The organism is Meridianimarinicoccus zhengii (assembly GCF_003254465.1).
In the GTDB taxonomy this organism is placed as follows: Bacteria; Pseudomonadota; Alphaproteobacteria; order Rhodobacterales; family Rhodobacteraceae; genus Meridianimarinicoccus; species Meridianimarinicoccus zhengii.
Genome location: NZ_QDFI01000077.1, coordinates 1 through 18,466, shown reverse-complemented (window position 1 = coordinate 18,466; position 18,466 = coordinate 1). Strand labels below are relative to the sequence as shown.

Below are 18,466 nucleotides of genomic sequence, written 5' to 3'. Positions count from 1 at the left end.
CGGGCAATCCCCGGCATAACACGACGGAGACGGGCCACCCCGAAACGAACATTGGGTCCTTCTGCGCCATTCCGTATACGGGCGGGCGTGGCGCGCAATATCGCCAGCGACAGGGCCGGTTTTTTGGGAAGCCACCGGAGTCCGGGGTCCACCCGCGACGCCACGAAACCCTCGTAAAATCAAACACCTGATCGGCCGCCTGGGGTGGATACCCTGCGGATGCCGGAGTCCAGCCGGAAGCCAGGGTATCCACCCCGGTGGAGTCCACCCGCGGGGAATCCAGCGCGGCCAAAGCCACTGCGCGAACAGCATCGACAGGAACCTGCATGACCCTCGCCTTCGCCCCCGAGCGGATCGAGATGTGGCCGCTTGCGCGCCTTCAGCCCTACGCGAAGAACGCGAAGGTGCACGGGCCCGACCAGGTCGCGAAGCTCGCCGCCAGCATGGCCGAGTTCGGCTGGACCGTGCCGTGCCTTGTCGGCGAGGACGGCGAGTTGATCGCCGGGCACGGGCGCGTGCTCGCGGCGACGCAGCTCGGGCTGACCGAAGCGCCGGTGATCGTGCTCGGCCACCTGACCGAGGCGCAGCGCCGGGCCTATCGGATCGCGGACAACAAGCTGACCGAAGCTCCATGGGATGAGGCGCTGCTGTCGGCCGAACTGAACGACCTGCTCGCGGACGACTACGACCTGTCGCTGGTCGGCTTCTCCGACGGCGAACTCGACAAGCTGCTGGCCTTCGATCCGGACGGGGGCGATGAAGAAGAAGGTGGCGCCGGGGGCTCCGTGCCGCCGGTGACCATCCCGGAGCCGCCGCGCAACCCGGCCTCGCACACGGGCGACCTGTGGATCCTCGGCGACCACCGACTGCTTTGCGGGGACTCGACTTCGCACGACGACGTCCGCCGCCTGATGAACGGCGAACGCGCCGTGCTGTTCGCGACTGATCCGCCATACTTGGTGGATTACGACGGCTCAAACCACCCGACGCGCAACAAGGACTGGAGTCAGAGCTACGGCAATACCTGGGACGACAGCAGCCAGGGCGCGGAACTCTACGACGGGTTCATCGCCGCCGCGGTCGCCGAGGCGATCACAGAGGACGCGGCTTGGTACTGCTGGCACGCGTCCCGCCGCCAGGCGATGCTGGAGGCCTGCTGGGATAAGGCCGGCGCCTTCGTCCATCAGCAGATCATCTGGGTGAAGGACCGCGGCGTCCTGACCCGCTCCCACTACCTCTGGAAGCATGAGCCCTGCTTCATGGGCTGGCGTCGCCCGAACCGCCCGCCGAAGGTGGCAGAGCAGACGCTGCCCTCGACCTGGGAGATGCCGTCCTTCGCCAAGGACGAGCGCCCCGACCACCCGACGCCGAAACCGCTGGACGCCTTCGGCATCCCAATGCGCCAGCACGTCGCCCGTGGCGGGCTCTGCTACGAGCCGTTCTGCGGCTCCGGCTCGCAGATCATGGCGGGCGAAGCCAACGGCCGACGCGTCTTCGCGATGGAGATCAGCCCCGCCTATATCGACGTCGCCGTGGAACGCTGGCAGGCGGAGACGGGCCGCGACGCGATCCTCGACGGCGACGGCAGGACCTTCGCCGAGTTGAAGGCGGAGCGGCTGGGCGAAAAGGCCGATGCCGCTGCCTGATGGCCGTCTACTACAACGATGCGGACCCCGCGGCCTGTGCATGGTTGCGGGAACTGATCGCGGCCGGGCTGCTGCCGGATGGCGAGGTGGACGAGCGGTCCATCCTCGAGGTGGAACCCGCCGACCTGCGCGGCTTCGCGCAATGCCATTTCTTCGCCGGGATCGGCGGCTGGCCCTATGCGCTGCGCCTCGCGGGTGTGGCCACGGACCTGTCTGTCTGGACCGGCTCGCCGCCCTGCCAACCCTTCAGTCAGGCCAGACAGCGCAAGGGACAGGACGATGACCGCCATCTCGCACCCGCTTTCCTGCGGCTCGTCGCCGCCTGCCGACCGCAGATTGTCTTTGGCGAGCAGGTCGCGAGCGCGGCAGTGCTCGGACGCGTTGGCGGCGCGGCTCGAACTTCGACTGAGGATCCGGCTGACTGGGCGTGGTTCGACGCTCTGGCGACTGAGATGGAAGCGGCATCTTACGCCGTCGCGGCGGCCGATCTGCCGGCTGCGGGCATCGGCGCGCCGCACATCCGCCAGCGATTATTCTTCGGCGCTGTCGCCGTGGAGTCGGGCGGGCTGGGCGACGGCTTCGGCGCGGGATCACAAGGACGGATCGGAATGCCTCGCGGTGCCGATCAACGCGCTACTCGGCCGACAGGTCTGGCTGGCGGGCTGGCCGACGGCGATGGCGGGCTCGCCCGCCACAAACAGGTACAACGCGGCCGGCAACACCGATGCGAGCCGCAGGACGGTGAAGCTGGTCGACTGGTCGAAGGCGCCAACCCCGCCGGGACCCGCGCGACGGACGGCGTCTGGCGAGCTCCGGACTGGCTCTTCTGCCGCGATGGCCGATGGAGGCCCGTTGAGCCCGGAACATTCCCGCTGGCTCATGGGATACCCGGCCGCATGGGGCTGCTGCGGGGCTACGGCAATGCGATCGTGCCGCCGCTCGCGGCGGAGTTCGTGACGGCGTTTCTGGAGAGCCGGCGATGAAGCAGAGCCGGACCATGTCGATGGTCGAGGCCGCGGCAAACGTTGTCGTCGGCTACGTTTTGGCCATCGCCACGCAGATCGTCGTGTTCCCGTGGTTCGGGATCGAGACGGGATTTGCGGAGCATCTGACCATCGGCCTTGCCTTCGTCGGCGTGTCGTTGGCGCGGGGTTACCTGCTGCGACGACTGTTCGAGCGTTGGCGATAGCGCCGGGCATCACACATCGGCGGGCTCGACTGCCGTGATGTAGGCGGGGCCTGCATTCCACGAACCCTCATCAAGGGTCCAGAAGGCGTCCTCCATGTCGGCCAGCGCCACGAAGGCGACGGCTTGCGCCGCCTCCGGGGACAGTGCCTCGACGGTCACGCAGGTGCTTTCGGTGACGGCACGGGTGATCTTGACCCTGTACCGCGGCATCAGACGGCGTCCTCGATGCGGTAGCAGCGCCCTCTTCCTTCGACTTTCTCCGAGGTGACGGTCAGACCGAGCTTTTTCTTTAGCGCGCCGGACATGGCGCCTCTCACGGTGTGAGCTTGCCATCCCGTGGCGGCGACGATCTCGTCGATGGTCGCGCCGCCCTCGGCGCGGAGCATCTCGATCAGCTTCGCCTGCTTGGTGCCCTTGCGCGGTGTGCGCGCCTTGGGCGCGGGGTCGGCCTCGGCGGAAGCGTCCTGCGGGGCTTCCGCGCTCGGCGCCTCGTCCGCGCCCGTGTGCGCGCTGTCGCCGCCGTCCGGCTCGACGCCGATGGCGACGAGCCCCGCGTCGGTGATGTGCAGGAGGATGGCGCGGCCGTCCGCATCGTTGCGCCAGACGCGGTTGAGCGCGGCGTCGGCCTTGGTCTGGCTGTCGGTCGTGGTCTCGGCGATCAGCCCGCGCTTCAGCAGCGCGCCGACCACCTTGGCGGCGGCACCGCCGCGGAGCGAGCCGGGGAGCGGCAGGACGTTGCGGTCGTCGCGCTGCGCGGCGGCGCTGAGGATCACGAGCTGGGTATCGGAAAGCTTGGTCATCTGGGGTCTCCGTGTTCGAGGCCCGCGACATGCGGCGCCTCCTACGACCCCGAGCCGCGCAGGGCGCGGCAGGAGTTCCGGCGGTGCCGGAGATCACTCGGCGTGCTCGCCCTCGCCGAAGGCGCTGTCGGTGATGCGCTTCAGGAGGCTGGCGTAGTGGTCGAGGGTGCCGACCATCGCCCAGCCCGCCTCGTCGGGGGCGCAGTTGAAATGGTCGTCGCTGAGCGCCTGCAGGCGGGCGAGCATCTCGTCGATCTCGGCTTTCTTGCCGATGAAGGCGTTCAGCGCGGCTTCCTTGTTCCTGCGCGCCTTCTCGGCGCGGAGTTGGTGGCGCGGGGTGGTGATCGGGTTCAGGCGCGTGGTCATCGGGGTGGCTCCTTGGGGCTGTGCTATCGTTGCGCTGCTTGAGCGCGGTGCTGAGTTGCATCGTCCTTGTGGATCCACGTTCGCTCTGGCGCGGAGGCTTATCAACTCAATAAGCACATGATTTCGAATGATAATCGGAGCGCGGCATGGAGGGTCTGAGCGAGCGCCAATACGCCGCCCGGGTCGGTGTCTCGCGTGGCGCGATCCAGAAGGCGAAGGCCGCCGGCCGCCTGGTGCTGCACGCCGACGGGAGCATCGACGCCGACGCCAGCGACGCGCGCCGCGCCGAGACGACGGACCCGTCGAAAACCCGCAAGCCGCCCCAGCCGAAGCGCAAGCCCGTGCCGGAGGCGGCGGTGTCAGCCGTCGGCGATACGCTGAAGGAACAGGGCCTGGCCGCGCCGGCGACGGGCGGCGGCACGACCTTCCTGCAGGCCAAGACGGCCAACGAGGTGCTGAAAGCGCAGGAACGGCGTATCCGGCTGCAAAAGCTCAAAGGCGAGTTGATCGATCGCGCCCGCGCGCTGGCGCTGGTGTTCCGGCTGGCGCGGCAGGAGCGCGACGTCTGGGTCAACTGGCCGGCGCGGGTCGCCGCGCTGATGGCGGCCGATCTGGGGGTGGAGCCGGCCGCGATGCAGAAGGCTCTGGAGAAACATGTCCGATCCCAGCTCGACGACCTCGCCGAGATCCAGCCCGATCTCCGCTGAGGACCCGGACGCGCTGACCTTCGACGGGGCGCAGGATGTTCTGCGGGCGTGGCTCGCCGGGCTGCGGCCGGATCCGGACCTGACGGTGTCGGAATGGGCGGACCGGCACCGCAAGCTGTCGTCCCGCGCCTCGGCCGAGCCCGGGCAGTATCGCACGCTGCGCACGCCCTACATGGGCGAGATCATGGACCGGCTCTCGCCCGGCGATCCCACGCAGCGGGTGGTGTTCATGAAGGCGGCGCAGGTCGGCGCGACGGAGGCCGGCAACAACTGGATCGGCTTCGCGATCCACCAGGCGCCGGGGCCGATGCTGGCGGTCCAGCCGACGGTGGAACTGGCCAAGCGCAACTCGCGCCAGCGGATCGACCCGCTGATCGAGGAAAGCCCGGAGCTGCGGGAGCGGATCAAGCCCGCGCGCTCGCGCGACGCGGGCAACACGATGCTGTCCAAGGAGTTCGCGGGCGGCATCCTGATCATGACCGGGGCGAACTCGGCGGTCGGGCTGCGCTCGACCCCGGCGCGCTACATCTTCCTCGACGAGGTCGACGCCTATCCGGCCTCGGCCGACGAGGAAGGCGATCCGGTCACGCTGGCCGAGGCGCGGTCGCTGACCTTCGCGCATCGGCGCAAGGTGTTCCTGGTCTCGACGCCCACGATCCGGGGGCTGAGCCGGATCGAGCGGGAGTTCGAGGCGTCCGACCAGCGCCGGTTCTTCGTGCCGTGCCCGTCTTGCGGGGCGATGCAGTGGCTGAAGTTCGACCGGCTGCGCTGGGAGAAGGGCCGGCCGGAGACGGCGGAATATCTCTGCGAGGGCTGCGACGCGGCCATTGCCGAACACCACAAAACGGCGATGCTGGAAGCGGGCGAATGGCGCGCGACGGCCGAGGCGGCGGATCCCGGCACCATCGGCTATCACCTCTCGGCGCTCTACTCGCCGGTGGGCTGGCTGGGCTGGGACCGGATCGCGCGGGCCTGGGAGGCGGCCCGAGGCTCCGACGAGGCGAGCAAGGCATTCCGCAACACGATCCTCGGCGAGACCTGGGTCGAGACCGGCGAGGCGCCGGACTGGCAGCGACTGGCGGATCGCCGCGAGGCGTGGTCCTCGGGCACGGTGCCAGCGGGCGGCCTGTTCCTGACCGCCGGCGCCGACGTGCAGAAGGACCGGATCGAGGTCGACGTCTGGGCCTGGGGCCGCGGGCTGGAAAGCTGGCTCGTCGATCATGTCGTGATCGACGGCGGCCCCGGCGATCCCGCCTGCTGGCAGCAGCTGACCGACCTGCTGGGGCGCACGTGGCCCCATGCCTCCGGCGAGCATCTGGCGATCGCGCGGCTCGCGATCGATACGGGGTTCGAGACCAGCGCGGTCTACGGCTGGGCGCGGCAGGTCGGCTTCGCGCAGGTGGCACCCGTGAAGGGGCTCGACGGGTTCAACCGCGCGAGCCCGGTCACGGGGCCGACTTATGTCGATGCGACCGTCGCGGGCAAGCGCCTGCGGCGCGGCGCGCGGCTGTGGTCCGTGGCGACATCGACCTTCAAGGCCGAGACCTACCGCTTTCTGCGGCAGGATCGGCCGACCGCGGAAGAGGTCACGGCCGGTGCACCGTTTCCACCGGGAACGGTGCATCTGCCGTCCTGGGCGGACAGCGAGTGGCTCAAACAGCTGACCGCGGAGCAGCTGGTGACGGTCAAGGGCAAGCGCGGCTTCGCCAAGCTCGAATGGCAGAAGCTGCGCGAGCGCAACGAGGCGCTGGACTGCCGGGTCTATGCACGGGCGGCGGCGTGGATTGCCGGCGCGGATCGCTGGTCCGAAGCGCGCTGGCAGGACCTGGAGCGGCAGCTGGCGGTGGAGACGCCCGCGGCGGACGGCGAGGCACCGGCGAGGCCCGCGCCCCGTCCGGTGCCTCGGCGGCGGACGCGGCGGTCGAGCTACATGGGGTAGCCGGGTTAAAGTCCCTCGACGGCGCGCAGCCGCTCGGTCGCATCGATGACGCCGGTCACGTCCCAGATTGCATCGCGCAACAGGAACTTGTGGCTGTTCGTGTGCGCGATGAACTTCGAATGGTCGCGCACGACCCGGGCCGGGATCAGGGCGGCCCGCAGGATCCTGAATTCGTCTTCGAAGAGGACGGCCGCCAGGATGTCGAACCCGTCCGGATCGCGGATCGCGGACAGTTGCCGTGAACCGTTGCGCCGGTGAATGCGGCGTCCCTTGATCTGATACCGGGTCCCGTCTGCGCCCGTGGCGTCGAAAGCCTTGGCGGAGTTGTTCTCCTGGTCCCAGCCGAATGCGGCGCAGAACAGGTATTCGGCAAGATCGCCGGTGGGATTGTTCGCGGAGCGAAGAACGTTCCTCGCCCGCAGCTCCTCCATCGTCGCGGCGTGAAGAGAGAGGAGTTCGGCGATCGATCTGCTGGCGAGCGAGTCCATGCCGTCCTTATGACCGAGCCGGGCCACGACCGCCACCGGCGCGAAGTTTGCGCGGCGTAACTTCGCTCGCATCAGCAGCGTGAGGTGATCCATGACCGCCGTGACGGAACTCCGCAACCGCCGCGACGCGCTCTCGGCGCAGCGGTCCTCGGGCGTGGCGCGGGTCAGCTATGACGGCAAGACCGTCGAATATCGCAGCGTGGCGGAGATCGACCGCGCCATCGAGGCGCTGGATCGTGAGATCGCGGCAGCCGAGGGCCGGCGGATCGTGCGGCAGCTGCGCGTGACGACGACGAAGGGTCTCTGAAGAATGCGCCTGTTCGACCGGTTTCGCCGCCAGCCCGGTGGCGGCCCCGCCGGCGTGCGCGCCCGTCTCGAGGGTGCGATGTCCCGGCGCCGGCTGCGCGGCTGGAACCCGCCGCTGGAGAACGTCAACGCGCTGGTCGCCTCGGGCGGGCCGAAGCTACTGGCGCGAGCGCGCGAGCTGGTGGTCACCAACGGTTATGCCGCCAATGCCTGCGAGGCCTTCGCCGCCAACCTCGTGGGCGACGGGATCAAGCCCTCGTCGCTGATCGACGATGCGGCGCAGCGCGACCGGGTGCAGCGGCTCTGGCTCGCCTGGACCGACGAGGCCGACGCAGACGGGCTGACCGACTTCTACGGGCTGCAGGCCATGGTCGCGCGGGAGATGTTCGTCGCCGGCGAGTGCTTCGTGCGGTTCCGTCCGCGCCGGGCCGAAGACGGGCTGCTGGTCCCGCTGCAGCTGCAGCTTCTCCAGTCCGAGATGCTGCCCTTCGAGAAGACCGAGACGGCCGCGAACGGCAACCGTATCCGCTGCGGGATCGAGCTCGATGCGATCGGGCGGCGGGTCGCCTATCACTTCCGCCGCACCCATCCCGGCGACAGCACGGACCGGCGCGTCGCGGTGCCCGAGACGGTGCGCGTGCCGGCCGGGGACGTGTTGCACATCTACCGCCCGCTCGATGCCGGGCAGATCCGGGGCCTGCCGCATGTGGCGCCCGCCATGGTGCGGCTGTTCCTGCTCGACCAGTACGACGACGCCGAGCTCGACCGGAAGAAGACCGCGGCGATGTTCGCGGGCTTCATAACCAAGACGGCGCCGGAAGAGCCGATGATGGGCACGGAGGAGGCCGACCCCGACGGCGCGGCCATCGCCAGCCTCGAGCCGGGCACCCTTCAGGTGCTGCTGCCCGGCGAGGACGTGAAGTTCTCGAGCCCCGCCGATGTCGGCAGCAGCTACGAGGCGTTCCAGTACCGGACGCTGCTGGGCGTCTCGGCCGCGCTGGGGCTGCCCTATCACCTGGTCACCGGCGATGTGCGCCAGGCCAACTATTCGAGCCTGCGGGCCGAACTCGTGGAGTTCCGCCGGCGGGTGCAACAACTCCAGCACGGGGTGATCGCGCATCAGCTCTGTCGCCCGGTCTGGGCACGCTGGCTGGAGACGGCGCGGCTCGCCGGCCGGCTGGATCTGCCCGATCCGGCGACCGCGCGCATGGTGCAGTGGATCCCGCCGCGCTGGGACTGGGTCGATCCGCTGAAGGATATCCAGGCGCAGGTGTTGGCGATGGAGGCCGGCATCACCTCGCGGCGCAAGGTGGTCGAGGCCACCGGCTACGATGTCGAGGAAGTGGATCGCGAGAACGCCACCGACACCGCGCGCGCCGAGGCGCTGGGACTTCGCTACCGCACCAGCCCGGGCGAGACGCAGGGCGCCCGCGCGACCCCGGCGACGCGGCCCGATCCGGGCGATGGGGCGGATGGCGACAGCCACGACGATGCGGCGGCAGCGGGCCGTGCGACCGAACAGGAGTGACATCATGAAGAGCTGGTACACGATCCGCGCCCGCGATGGCGGCGCGGAAGTGCTGATCTATGACGAAATCGGCGCCTACGGCGTCTCGGCCAAGGGCTTCCTGGCCGAACTCGGCGCGCTGCCGGATGACGCGGCCATCGACCTGCGCCTCAACAGCCCGGGCGGGTCGGTTTTCGATGCCGTCGCCATCCACAACGCGCTGAGCCGCCATGCCGGCACGGTCACCGTCTGGATCGACGGCATCGCGGCCTCTGCGGCCAGTTACGTGGCCATGGCGGGCGACGCGATCGTCATGCCCGAAAACGCGTTCCTGATGATCCACGACCCGTCCGGCCTCGTCATGGGCACGGCCGCGGACATGCGGGAGATGGCCGGGACGCTGGACAAGATCGCGGCCGGCATGCTGCGCGGCTATGCGGCCCGCTCCGACAAGACCGAGGACGAGATTGCGGCGCTGATGGCGGCGGAGACCTGGTTCTCGGCCGCCGAGGCGCTGGAGGCGGGGCTCGCAACGCAACTGGCCGAGCCCGTGCGCATCGCCGCAAGCTTCGACATCGCCCGCTTCCGGAACGCGCCGCCCGAGCTGGTCGAAGCGGTCGAGATCGCCGATCCGGAGAGCGCGGAGACGGGGCCGGACATCGTTGAAGACGCCAACGATGCCGCGCCGGCGCCCGATGCCGCTCAGCAGCCCGAGGCGCACGATCCGGACGGCACGGCCGCAGATCCCGGCACGGGTCGGGACCCCGCGGCCATCCGCGCCGAGGCCATCGCCCATGCGAGGGCCGTCGTCGATCTCTGCCGTCTCGCCGGCCAGCCGCAGATGGCCGGGCGCTTCCTCGAGGAGGACGCCAGCCTCGACGCAGTCCGCGCCAGCCTGCTGGACGCGAGGGCCGAGACGGCGCCGGAGATCACGCCCCATCACCCGCAACCCGGGCGCAGCGCCGCGACCCGCCCCTGGGGCGACGTCATCGCCCGCACCTTCAAGCTGAAAGGATGATCCCATGACCACGCTGACAGAGGGCACCCATCCCGGCGGCTTCCTCGTCTGGGAAGCCCATCGCGACTACACCCGCGAGACGATCACCGTCGCCTCCGGCACGCTCGCCCCCGGCACCGTGCTGGGCCAGATCACCGCCTCGGGCAAATACGCCGCGCATGATCCGAATGCCACCGACGGCACCGAGACCGCGGTCGCGGTGCTCTGGGGCAAGGCGGATGCGTCCGGTGGCGACGCCCCGGCCGTCGCTGTCGTCCGCGGCCCCGCCATCGTCAACCGCCACGATCTCGTCTTTGCCGGCACGCCGAGCGATCCCGAGATCGCCGCCGCCCACACGGCGCTCCTCGACGCGGGCATCCTCGTCCGCTGACCGTGCACCCCACAACCATCCCTGACCCGGAGGCATCAACATGGCCACCATGGACATCTTCGAAGGCGATGCCTTCACCATCGTCGAGCTCACCCGCGCGCTCGAGAACATCCCCTACAAGCCCGCGATCCTCTCGGGCGCGAACCTCTTCGGCAGCCGCGGCGTGCGCAGCCGCACGGTGATGATCGAGAGCCGCGACGGCACGCTCTCGCTGATCCCGTTCTCGGAACGGGGCTCGGCCTACGAGTCCCAGATCCCCGAACGCCGCGAGATGCGGGCCTTCGTCTGCCGCCAGTTCAAGAAACAGGACGTGCTCTGGGCCTCGGAAATCCAGTCCATCCGCGACTTCGGCTCGGAGACCGCCGTCCAGCAGGTCCAGGCCGAGGTGGCGCGCAAGCTCGGCCGGCTCCGCAACGACGCCGAGGCCACCTTCGAGTTCCACCTCTTCAACGGTATTCAGGGCGTGGTGAAGGACCCGAAGGACGGGGCGACGGTCATCGACTACTACACCGAGTTCGGCATCACCCCGGCCACGGAGGTCGACTTCGACCTCGACAATACATCCCCGGCCTCGGGCGCGCTGCGCAAGCGCTGCCAGGCGCTGATCGAAAGCGTCGAGGACAGCCTCGGCGGGCTCGCGGCCGGCCAAGTGCAGATCCGCGCCGAATGCGGCTCGGCCTTCTTCGCCGATCTCGTCGCCCACAAGGAAGTCCGCGAGACCTACCTGAACACCGCCGCGGCGGCCGATCTGCGCGGGCGCGTGGGCGAGGAGGTCAGCTTCGGCGGGATCACCTTCCGGCGTTACCGCGGTGGCCTCGGCTTCGGCGTGCCCACCGACAAGGCCTACTTCTACCCCGAGGGCGTCGAGGGGCTGTTCGAAATCTACTACGCCCCCGCCGACACCTTCGAGACGGTCAACACCGTCGGCCTGCCGCTCTATGCGCGCATGATCCCGGACCGGGATCGCGACGAATGGGTGCGCCTGGAGATCGAGAGCAACCCGCTGCCGATCTGCACCCGCCCGCAGGTGCTGCGCAGCGCGCGGCGGACCTGATGACGGCCGTCGCCATGGCGCTCGACGCGCTCTTCGCGGATGACAACGTCGCCCGCGAGGCGGTCTACACGCCCGCGGGTGGTGCGCCCGTCCTCGTGCGCGTTGTTACCCGCCGCGCGGACGAGACCACCGGCTTCGGCGACGCGCGCATCTGGTCGGAGACCACGCGCGTGGATCTTCGCGTGTCCGAGGTGCCTCAGCCGCGGCCCGGCGACCGCATCGAGATCGATGGCGAGCCCTTCCTTATCCAGGGCGAGCCCGTCCGCGACCGCGAGCGGCTGGTCTGGACCGTGGATCTGCGGCCGGCATGAAACTGAAGCTCGACGTCACGCCGGACCTCGCCGCGCTCATGGCCGCGGAGATCAAGGCGGGCGAGCGCGCGGTCACCATGGCGATGCGCGAGGCGGGCGGGCAGCTCAAGACCGACTGGCGCCGCCAGATCACCGGCGCGGGGCTGGGCCAGCGGCTCGCCAAGAGCATCCGCGCGGAGACATGGCCCAAGGGCACCACCAGCATCGGCGCGGCGTCGCTGGTCTGGTCGAAGGCCCCCGCCATCGTCGGCGCCCACGACACCGGCCCGCTGATCCGCTCGAAGACCGGCTTCTGGCTCGCGATCCCGACGCCCGCCGCCGGACGGGGCCTGCGCGGCGGCAAGATCACCCCCGGCGAATGGGAGCGCCGCCGGGGCCTGCGCCTGCGGTTCGTCTACCGTCGCCGCGGCCCGAGCCTGCTGGTCGCCGACCGGGCCCGCATCAACAAGCGCGGCCAGGCGGTGGCGTCCCGCGCGAAGACCGGCCGCAACCAGGTCACCGCGCCGATCTTCCTGCTCGTCCCACAGGTCAGGCTGCCGAAGCGGCTCGATCTCGACCGGGACGCCGAGCGCGCGCATGACAGCGTGCCGGGGCTGATCGTGGCGAATTGGGTGGAGGGGAAGGTCTAGCCTGATCGGGTGGCCGCCAGAGCATTGTCGATGCTGGCGGCGTATCGCACCAGCGGCCGTCTCAGGCCGTGCGTGATGAACACGCGGCGGATGTCCCGGCTTGCTCCGGTCAGCCAGAGCGCAACGCCACGCTGGTGTGCCTTGTGTGCCAGCCCTTCGATCATGTTCGCCCCGGTCGAGTCGAGGAAGGGCACGGCCGAGAAATCGACGATCAGCGCCTTGTGGGTGTCCTGGATGCGGTCGAGGACCGATCCGATCGAGGCGGTCGCGCCGAAGAACAGCGCCCCGCTGATGCGGTAGATGACCACGTCGGGATTGGCCGCCTGCGCTTCGTCATAGGCCCCGCGCGGGTGCGCGTCGTCCGCCTCGTCGCGGCCGACGAAGGCCGTGCGAGTCGCGACCTCGGTCGAGCGGCTCATGCGGTGGATGAACAGGACCGAGCCGAGCGCGAAGCCCACGACGATGGCCTCGGTCAGGTCGCGGAAGATGGTCAGGAAGAAAGTGGCGCCAAGGACCGTGGCTTCGCCCCAGTCCGACCGCAGCAGAACGGCGATGGCCGGTTTCTCGATCATGTTCCAAGCGACGACAGCCAGAACGCCGGCCAGCGCGGCCAGCGGGATGTAGGCGGCCAGCGGCGCGGCGATCAGCATGAACAGCAGCAGGAACAGTGCATGCAGCATCCCGGCGACAGGCCCGTGTGCGCCGGAGCGCACATTGGTTGCCGTCCGCGCGATGGTGCCGGTAACGCAGAACCCGCCGAACAGCGACGATCCGACATTGGCGACGCCCTGCGCCACCAGTTCGCAGTTCGAGCGGTGACGGCGCCCGGTCATGCCGTCGGCGACGACCGCGGAGAGCAACGACTCGATGGCGCCCAGCAGCGTGAAGGAGAGCGCGGCGGGCAGCACGGCCACGATCTTGTCCACCGAGAGGTTCGGCAGGGCCGGTGGCGGCAGGGACGAGGGAATGCCGCCGAACTTCGTGCCGATGGTCTCCACCGGCAGCGCCATGACCGCCGTGGCCGCCGCGGCGAGGCCGACGGCGATCAGCATGCCCGGCCAGTGCGGGCGCCAGCGGCGCAATCCGACGATGACCCCGACGGTCGCGACCGCAAGCCCCAGGGCGGCGGGCGTCAGACTGTCCCGCGCCGCCCAGAGCGCCGGGATCTTCTCCAGGAGTTCGCCGGGCTCGTTCGCCAGCGTCAGCCCGAAGAACTCCCGCAGCTGGCTGGCCAGGATGATGACGGCGATCCCGGCGGTGAAGCCCACCGTCACCGGGAAGGGGATGAACTTGATGAACGTGCCCAGCCGCAACAGCCCCGCCGCTGCCATCATCAGCCCCGACAGGAAGGTGGCGAGGATCAGCCCGTCCATCCCGTGCTGCGCCACGGTCGCCGCGACCAGCACGATGAAGGCTCCGGCCGGGCCTCCGATCTGGAACCGCGATCCGCCGAGCGCCGAGACGAGGAAGCCCCCGACGATGGCCGTGTAGAGCCCCTGCGCCGGGGTTGCGCCGGAGGCGATGGCAATGGCCATCGACAGCGGCAGCGCCACGATGGCGACCGTCAGCCCGGCGATGGCGTCCGTGCGCAACTGCGCCGGCCCATAGCCCTCGCGCAGGACGGTGACGAGCTTGGGGGTGAAGAGGTCGAGGAAGCCGGGCGCCTCGCTCGGCGTGGTGGTCTGGTCTTTCATGTTCGGCCGCACCTTTGAGGGGTAGCGGCGGGATCGTCGGCTTGGTGTCGGCGGTCGCCGTCGCGGGTTGAGGGATCAGTGTTTCGGCGGAGGCACCTTCAGGCGCACGCCGCGCCCGCCTTCCGTGCTGGCGGCGCCTTCCGCGATCAGTTCGACGCCGGCGAATTCGAGCGCCGCGACGACCTTGGTCAGGCTGTCGACGACGCCGCGAACATTGCCGTGGCTTGCCTCCATCCTCTGGATCGTTGGCACGGAAAGCCCCGACAGTTCCGCCAGGGTCTTCTGGTCGAGCCTGAGAAGGGCCCGCGCCGCGCGCATCTGGGGGCCGGTGATCATGAGGCATGTCCTGAGCGTGATGAACGCTGTCTAGAAAAGGTAAACTGATATGTCAAACATCTATATTGATGTTAATGCCTGATATGCCAACCCTGCGCGAAACCATCCTCGCTGCGCTGCACGCGCGGCTCTCGGCGCTTCCCGCAACCGCGCTGCGCGGCGACGTGCTGCCCGAGCGGGTGCCGGCCGAGGGGCTGCTGATCCTGCGCGACGGCGAGCCCGGGGAGCCGGAGGTGACGCTGTCGCCGCTGGCTTACCACTATCAGCACCGCGCCGAGATCGAGGCCGTTGTCCAGGGCGCCGACTGTGACGCGGCCTTCGACACACTCTGCGCCAGCATTGGCGCGGCCGTTGCCGCCGACCGCACGCTGGGCGGGCTGTGCGACTGGGTGGAGGCCGAAGCGCCGCGGCCGGTCGATCTGCCGGTCGAGGGCGCGGCGAGTCTGAAGGCGGCGACCATCGCCGTGGTGCTGCACTATTCCACGGACGACCCGCTGAGCTGAGCGCAGCGGAAACGACTTCCGGCATCGGACCACTGACCCACCGGCCCGCGGATCCGCTCCGCGGGCCGCTTCTTTTTGCGACAGGAGAGCATCATGGCACGATCCCTTGGGGCGCGGGCGCGGCTGGCGCTCGGCTTCGAGACCACCTACGGCTCGCCGCCCGCCAGCGGCTTCGTCCGCATGCCGTTCGCGCCGGGGCTGACCGTCGCCGCCGAACAGCCGCTGCTCGACTCCGAGCTGCTGGGCTACGGCCGCGATCCGCTGGCGCCGGTCAAGGACGCGATCACCGCGGACGGCGACGTGGTGGTCCCGATCGACGCGGAGGCCTGGGGCCACTGGCTCAAGGCCGCCTTCGGGGCGCCCGCGACCAGCGGCACCGGGCCCTACACCCACGAATTCCAGTCGGGCGCCTGGGACCTGCCGAGCTTTGCGCTGGAGAAGGGCCTGCCGGAGGTGCCGCATTACGCGATGTATCCCGGCTGCCGGGTCAATCAGCTGCAATGGTCGATGGAGCGCTCGGGCCTCGTGACCGCGACCGTGGGCGTCATCGCGCAGGGCGAGGACAAGAGCGCTGCGAGCCAGGCCGGCACCCTGACCGAGCCCGCGCTCAAGCGTTTCGGCAGCTTCAACGGCAGCGTCCAGCGCAATGGCACGGCGCTCGGCAACCTGGTCTCGGCCGAGATCACCTATGCCAACAACCTCGACCGGGTGGAGACGATCCGCGCCGACGGCAAGATCGCCGGCGTGGAGCCCGGCATCGCCGCGCTGACCGGCAACGTGGTGGTCCGCTTCGCCGACGAGACGCTGTTGCAGCAGGCGATCGACGGGGCGGCTTGCGAGCTGGTGTTCGGCTACGCGCTGCCCTCGGGCGAGAGCTTCACGCTGACGGCGCATGCCGTCTACCTGCCGCGCCCGCGGATCGGGATCGACGGGCCGCAGGGTATCCAGGCGACCTTCGACTGGCAGGCGGCGCGCGATCCCGGCACCGGCCGCATGGCCACCGCAACCCTCATCAACGACGTGGACCAGTACTGATGCTCCGACTCGACATGACCCGCAAACCCGCCTGGCAAGACATGCCCGGCGGCGTGCGCCTGAAACTCCTGCCGATCACCACCGCGCTGATGGCCGAGGCGCGCCGCGACCCGGACGTGGTCGAGGCGCTGCAAAGCGTGCCTCCGGAGCCCGACGACGACGCTTCGGATGCCGACCCCGCCGCGGCGCGCGCGACCGACGAGGCGGTGGCGATCCCCTTCGCAGTGGCGCTGGCCCGGCTGGCGATCGTGGACTGGGAGGGCGTGGGCGACGCAAAGGGCGCGCCCGTGGACCCCGGGCCCGAGACGATCCCGGCGCTGATGGACATCTGGCCGATCTTCGAGGCGTTCCAGACCCGCTACGTCCAGAAGGGGCTGCTGCTGGAGCAGGAAAAAAACGCCTCTGCGCCCTCGCAGCCTGGGTCTGGGGCGGGGGCGCGGAGTACTGCCGGGCCTGCGACGGGCCGTGCCCGGACTGCCCGCAAACGCAAGAGCGGCCGCTGACGATCGAGGGCCGGCAGGTGCGCGATCTGGTGCAGGCGGCGGGCGGCCAGCTGCGGCTGGCCCCGATGGGCGGCGTGATCGGCTTCGACATGACCGCGCTGCTCAAGATGGCACGCGTCCGCGGCGTCGACCCGGCCGCCGCCGCCGAGCTTCTCCCGCATGTCGAGGCGGTGGTGGTCGAGACCCTGCAGAAGCGAAGCGACGAGGCCCGCGGGGATTGCGGCGCCATGGGGGCTGAGTGATGGCCGAGAAACGCGTGAGCGTCCGCCTGTCGGCGACAGGCGGGCGGCAGGTCAAGGATGCGCTGCGCGGTGTGGGCGAGGCCGGGCAGCAGGGGTTCCGGCGCCTCTCGCGCGAGATGGAGGCGGCCAACCGCCGGCTCGCCCGCTTCGCGCGGCAGGCGACGCGGATCGCCCGGGTCGTCGGCGCGGCGGCTGCGGCGGCCGGCGCCGCACTGATCCGCTCGGGGCTTCAGACCATCGACGCGCAGGCCAAGCTTGCGCAGTCGCTCGCCACCACCACGGCCAGCGTGCAGGTGCTCGCGCGGGCGGCGGACCTTTCGGGCAATTCCTTCCGCGAGCTCGAGGCTGGCTCGGCGAGGCTCACGCGCCGCCTCTCGCTCTTCGCCGCCGACGGGAGCGGGCCCGCAGCCGACGCCATCCGGCGGCTGGGGCTGAACGCGGCGGAGCTTCTCAAGCTGCCGCTCGACCAGCGCATCGCACGGGTGACCGAGGCGATCCGGCAGAACGCAGCGGCCTCCGAGCAGGCGGCGCTCTTCTCGCAGCTCTTCGGCGATCGGGCCTTCGTGGCCTTCCAGCGGCTCGATCCCGCGCAGCTGCGCCAGGCCAACGACGAGCTGCGCCGCTTCGGCGTGCTGGTGAGCGACGCGGACGCCGACCGGATCGAGGAGACGAACGACGCCATCTCGCGGCTGGGGCTCATTTGGCGCGGCCTGTCGAACCAGCTGGCCGTCGCCGCCGCGCCGGCGCTGCAGAGCGCGGCCGAGGGGCTGGCCCGGCTCGGCGAAGTCGGCGGCCCGATCCAGCGGGTCTTCACGGGCATCTCGGACGCACTCGTCCTGCTGATCGACAATTTCGGGCGGGTGGCCAGCACCGCGGCGGCCTTCGCCGGGTTCCTCGCCGGCCGCTGGGTCGCCGGCATGGTCGCGGCGGCGCTCTCGGTCCGCGGGCTCGCCACGGCGCTGGTGGTCCTGCGCGGGGCGCTGATCCGCACCGGCGTCGGCGCGCTGATCGTGGGCGCGGGGGAGCTGATCTACCAGTTCACGCGCCTTGTGGCTGCGACGGGTGGCATCGGCGAAGCGGTCGGGCTGCTTAAGGACGTGGCCGCGGAAGCGTGGGACCGGATCGCGCTGCGCGCCGGGGCCGCCTGGGCGCGGGTGGAGGCTGGCTGGGCCGCGGCGCAGGCCAGCATTTACGAGGGTCTGCAGGGCGCGACGGAGGCCGTGGTCGGCTGGGGCAACAGCACCGTCGCGACCTTCTCGGGCGCGTTCGACGCGGTGAAGGCGACCTGGGGCGCGCTGCCGGAGGCCATCGGGGACTTCGCGTTCCAGGCCGCGAACGCCCTGATCGACGGCGTCGAGTCGATGATCAACGGGGTGGTGGCGCGCATCAACCGCTTCATCAGCCGGCTGAACGCGGCGCTCTCCAACCTACCGGACTGGGCGACCGGCGAGGGCGGCCTCTCCATCGGCAGGCTGGACCCTATCGAGCTGGGCGGGGTCGAGAACCCCTTCGCCGGCGCCGCGGCCGCGGTCGGCGATGCTGCTGGAGAGGCCTTCCGCGCCGCCATGGGCCGCACCTATGTCGAGGCCCCGGATCTCTTCGGCGGGATGGCCGCCGACGCACGCGGCCGCGCCGCGGGCTATGCCGAGGCGGCCGGCATGCTGTCGGAGGCCGCCGCGCGCCCGATGACCGCCTGGCAAGCGCTGAAGGATGCCGTTGCGGGCGCGGGATCGGACGGCGCGGCGGCGCTCGAGGCGGCCACGGACTCGGCCGACCAGCTCAATGACGCCCTCGGCGCCGCCGGACAAGCGGCCACCGAGGCC

Annotated in this window: 23 protein-coding genes; 17 read left to right on the top strand and 6 right to left on the bottom strand. The window is 70.4% G+C overall.

The features are described from left to right. Positions 1–326: 326 nt before the first annotated feature. Genes DDE13_RS18560 through DDE13_RS18550 form a run of 3 tightly spaced genes read left to right on the top strand, consistent with a single transcriptional unit; the run spans position 327 to position 2,835 of the window. The gene (locus DDE13_RS18560) at positions 327–1,646 is read left to right on the top strand and encodes a site-specific DNA-methyltransferase (protein WP_111405744.1); all 1,320 of its coding nucleotides are present in this window, start codon (positions 327–329) and stop codon (positions 1,644–1,646) included. Further along, positions 1,646–2,629 (top strand): DNA cytosine methyltransferase, encoded by a 984-nt coding sequence (locus DDE13_RS18555; RefSeq protein WP_111405743.1) that lies wholly within the window; start codon positions 1,646–1,648, stop codon positions 2,627–2,629. Before DDE13_RS18560 ends, DDE13_RS18555 begins: the two co-directional genes overlap by 1 nt. Continuing rightward, on the top strand, positions 2,626–2,835 hold the full coding sequence (locus DDE13_RS18550; RefSeq protein ID WP_111405742.1) for a DUF7220 family protein: 210 nt from the start codon (positions 2,626–2,628) through the stop codon (positions 2,833–2,835). The genes DDE13_RS18555 and DDE13_RS18550 overlap by 4 nt, the downstream gene beginning before the upstream one ends. Before the next feature lie 9 nt (positions 2,836–2,844). Here DDE13_RS18550 and DDE13_RS18545 read toward each other — a convergent pair whose 3' ends face one another. From DDE13_RS18545 to DDE13_RS18535, 3 genes are all read right to left on the bottom strand, one after another. Next, the gene (locus DDE13_RS18545) at positions 2,845–3,045 is read right to left on the bottom strand and encodes a hypothetical protein (RefSeq protein WP_111405741.1); all 201 of its coding nucleotides are present in this window, start codon (positions 3,043–3,045) and stop codon (positions 2,845–2,847) included. Beyond that, positions 3,045–3,635, bottom strand: coding sequence for a DUF3489 domain-containing protein (locus DDE13_RS18540; RefSeq protein ID WP_111405740.1), 591 nt, complete (start codon positions 3,633–3,635; stop codon positions 3,045–3,047). The genes DDE13_RS18545 and DDE13_RS18540 overlap by 1 nt, the downstream gene beginning before the upstream one ends. A gap of 93 nt (positions 3,636–3,728) precedes the next feature. Then, complete coding sequence (locus DDE13_RS18535) at positions 3,729–4,001, bottom strand: hypothetical protein (protein ID WP_111405739.1); 273 nt, start codon at positions 3,999–4,001, stop codon at positions 3,729–3,731. Positions 4,002–4,147: 146 nt separating this feature from the next. Here DDE13_RS18535 and DDE13_RS18530 point away from each other — a divergent pair, with 146 nt between their 5' ends. Beyond that, positions 4,148–4,708, top strand: coding sequence for a hypothetical protein (locus tag DDE13_RS18530; RefSeq protein ID WP_111405738.1), 561 nt, complete (start codon positions 4,148–4,150; stop codon positions 4,706–4,708). Then, on the top strand, positions 4,656–6,647 hold the full coding sequence (locus DDE13_RS18525; protein ID WP_111405737.1) for a phage terminase large subunit family protein: 1,992 nt from the start codon (positions 4,656–4,658) through the stop codon (positions 6,645–6,647). The genes DDE13_RS18530 and DDE13_RS18525 overlap by 53 nt, the downstream gene beginning before the upstream one ends. Positions 6,648–6,652: 5 nt before the next feature. Here the strand turns inward: DDE13_RS18525 and DDE13_RS18520 are convergent, their stop codons facing one another. Continuing rightward, the gene (locus DDE13_RS18520; RefSeq protein WP_218775095.1) at positions 6,653–7,228 is read right to left on the bottom strand and encodes a hypothetical protein; all 576 of its coding nucleotides are present in this window, start codon (positions 7,226–7,228) and stop codon (positions 6,653–6,655) included. On the opposite strand from DDE13_RS18520, the gene DDE13_RS18515 reads away from it, so the two are divergent. Genes DDE13_RS18515 through DDE13_RS18485 form a run of 7 tightly spaced genes read left to right on the top strand, consistent with a single transcriptional unit; the run spans position 7,227 to position 12,330 of the window. Next, a complete protein-coding gene (locus tag DDE13_RS18515; RefSeq protein WP_111405736.1) occupies positions 7,227–7,442 on the top strand; it encodes a phage head-tail joining protein in 216 nt (71 codons plus the stop codon). The two genes, DDE13_RS18520 and DDE13_RS18515, sit on opposite strands and share 2 nt — an antisense overlap. A 3-nt stretch (positions 7,443–7,445) precedes the next feature. Next, complete coding sequence (locus DDE13_RS18510) at positions 7,446–8,969, top strand: phage portal protein (RefSeq protein WP_111405735.1); 1,524 nt, start codon at positions 7,446–7,448, stop codon at positions 8,967–8,969. Between the two features lie 4 nt (positions 8,970–8,973). Next, complete coding sequence (locus DDE13_RS18505) at positions 8,974–9,966, top strand: head maturation protease, ClpP-related (protein ID WP_162631090.1); 993 nt, start codon at positions 8,974–8,976, stop codon at positions 9,964–9,966. Positions 9,967–9,970: 4 nt separating this feature from the next. Then, positions 9,971–10,336 carry a head decoration protein gene (locus DDE13_RS18500; RefSeq protein ID WP_111405733.1) on the top strand — a complete coding sequence of 122 codons (366 nt, stop codon included), beginning with the start codon at positions 9,971–9,973 and terminating at the stop codon, positions 10,334–10,336. Positions 10,337–10,376: 40 nt separating this feature from the next. Continuing rightward, the gene (locus DDE13_RS18495) at positions 10,377–11,390 is read left to right on the top strand and encodes a major capsid protein (RefSeq protein ID WP_111405732.1); all 1,014 of its coding nucleotides are present in this window, start codon (positions 10,377–10,379) and stop codon (positions 11,388–11,390) included. Beyond that, positions 11,390–11,701: a head-tail joining protein gene (locus DDE13_RS18490; RefSeq protein WP_111405731.1), complete on the top strand. Its 312-nt coding sequence runs from the start codon at positions 11,390–11,392 to the stop codon at positions 11,699–11,701. The genes DDE13_RS18495 and DDE13_RS18490 overlap by 1 nt, the downstream gene beginning before the upstream one ends. After that, complete coding sequence (locus DDE13_RS18485; protein WP_111405730.1) at positions 11,698–12,330, top strand: DUF6441 family protein; 633 nt, start codon at positions 11,698–11,700, stop codon at positions 12,328–12,330. The genes DDE13_RS18490 and DDE13_RS18485 overlap by 4 nt, the downstream gene beginning before the upstream one ends. Here DDE13_RS18485 and DDE13_RS18480 read toward each other — a convergent pair. Further along, entirely contained in the window at positions 12,327–14,024 is a 1,698-nt protein-coding gene (locus DDE13_RS18480; RefSeq protein WP_111405729.1) for a SulP family inorganic anion transporter, read from the bottom strand. The genes DDE13_RS18485 and DDE13_RS18480 overlap by 4 nt on opposite strands. A 75-nt stretch (positions 14,025–14,099) precedes the next feature. After that, positions 14,100–14,360, bottom strand: a complete 261-nt coding sequence (locus tag DDE13_RS18475; protein ID WP_111405728.1) for a helix-turn-helix domain-containing protein — start codon at positions 14,358–14,360, stop codon at positions 14,100–14,102. Between the two features lie 83 nt (positions 14,361–14,443). On the opposite strand from DDE13_RS18475, the gene DDE13_RS18470 reads away from it, so the two are divergent. From DDE13_RS18470 to DDE13_RS18450, 5 genes are all read left to right on the top strand, one after another. Next, complete coding sequence (locus DDE13_RS18470) at positions 14,444–14,863, top strand: acyl-CoA transferase (RefSeq protein WP_111405727.1); 420 nt, start codon at positions 14,444–14,446, stop codon at positions 14,861–14,863. A 93-nt stretch (positions 14,864–14,956) separates the two neighbouring features. After that, positions 14,957–15,898: a phage tail tube protein gene (locus DDE13_RS18465; RefSeq protein ID WP_111405726.1), complete on the top strand. Its 942-nt coding sequence runs from the start codon at positions 14,957–14,959 to the stop codon at positions 15,896–15,898. Continuing rightward, positions 15,898–16,401, top strand: a complete 504-nt coding sequence (locus DDE13_RS18460; protein ID WP_111405725.1) for a hypothetical protein — start codon at positions 15,898–15,900, stop codon at positions 16,399–16,401. The genes DDE13_RS18465 and DDE13_RS18460 overlap by 1 nt, the downstream gene beginning before the upstream one ends. A gap of 17 nt (positions 16,402–16,418) precedes the next feature. Continuing rightward, positions 16,419–16,643, top strand: a complete 225-nt coding sequence (locus DDE13_RS18455; RefSeq protein WP_328587852.1) for a DUF7697 family protein — start codon at positions 16,419–16,421, stop codon at positions 16,641–16,643. Continuing rightward, the coding region (locus tag DDE13_RS18450) for a phage tail tape measure protein (RefSeq protein ID WP_111405724.1) at positions 16,643–18,466 on the top strand (1,824 nt) is incomplete at its 3' end. The genes DDE13_RS18455 and DDE13_RS18450, both read left to right, overlap by 1 nt.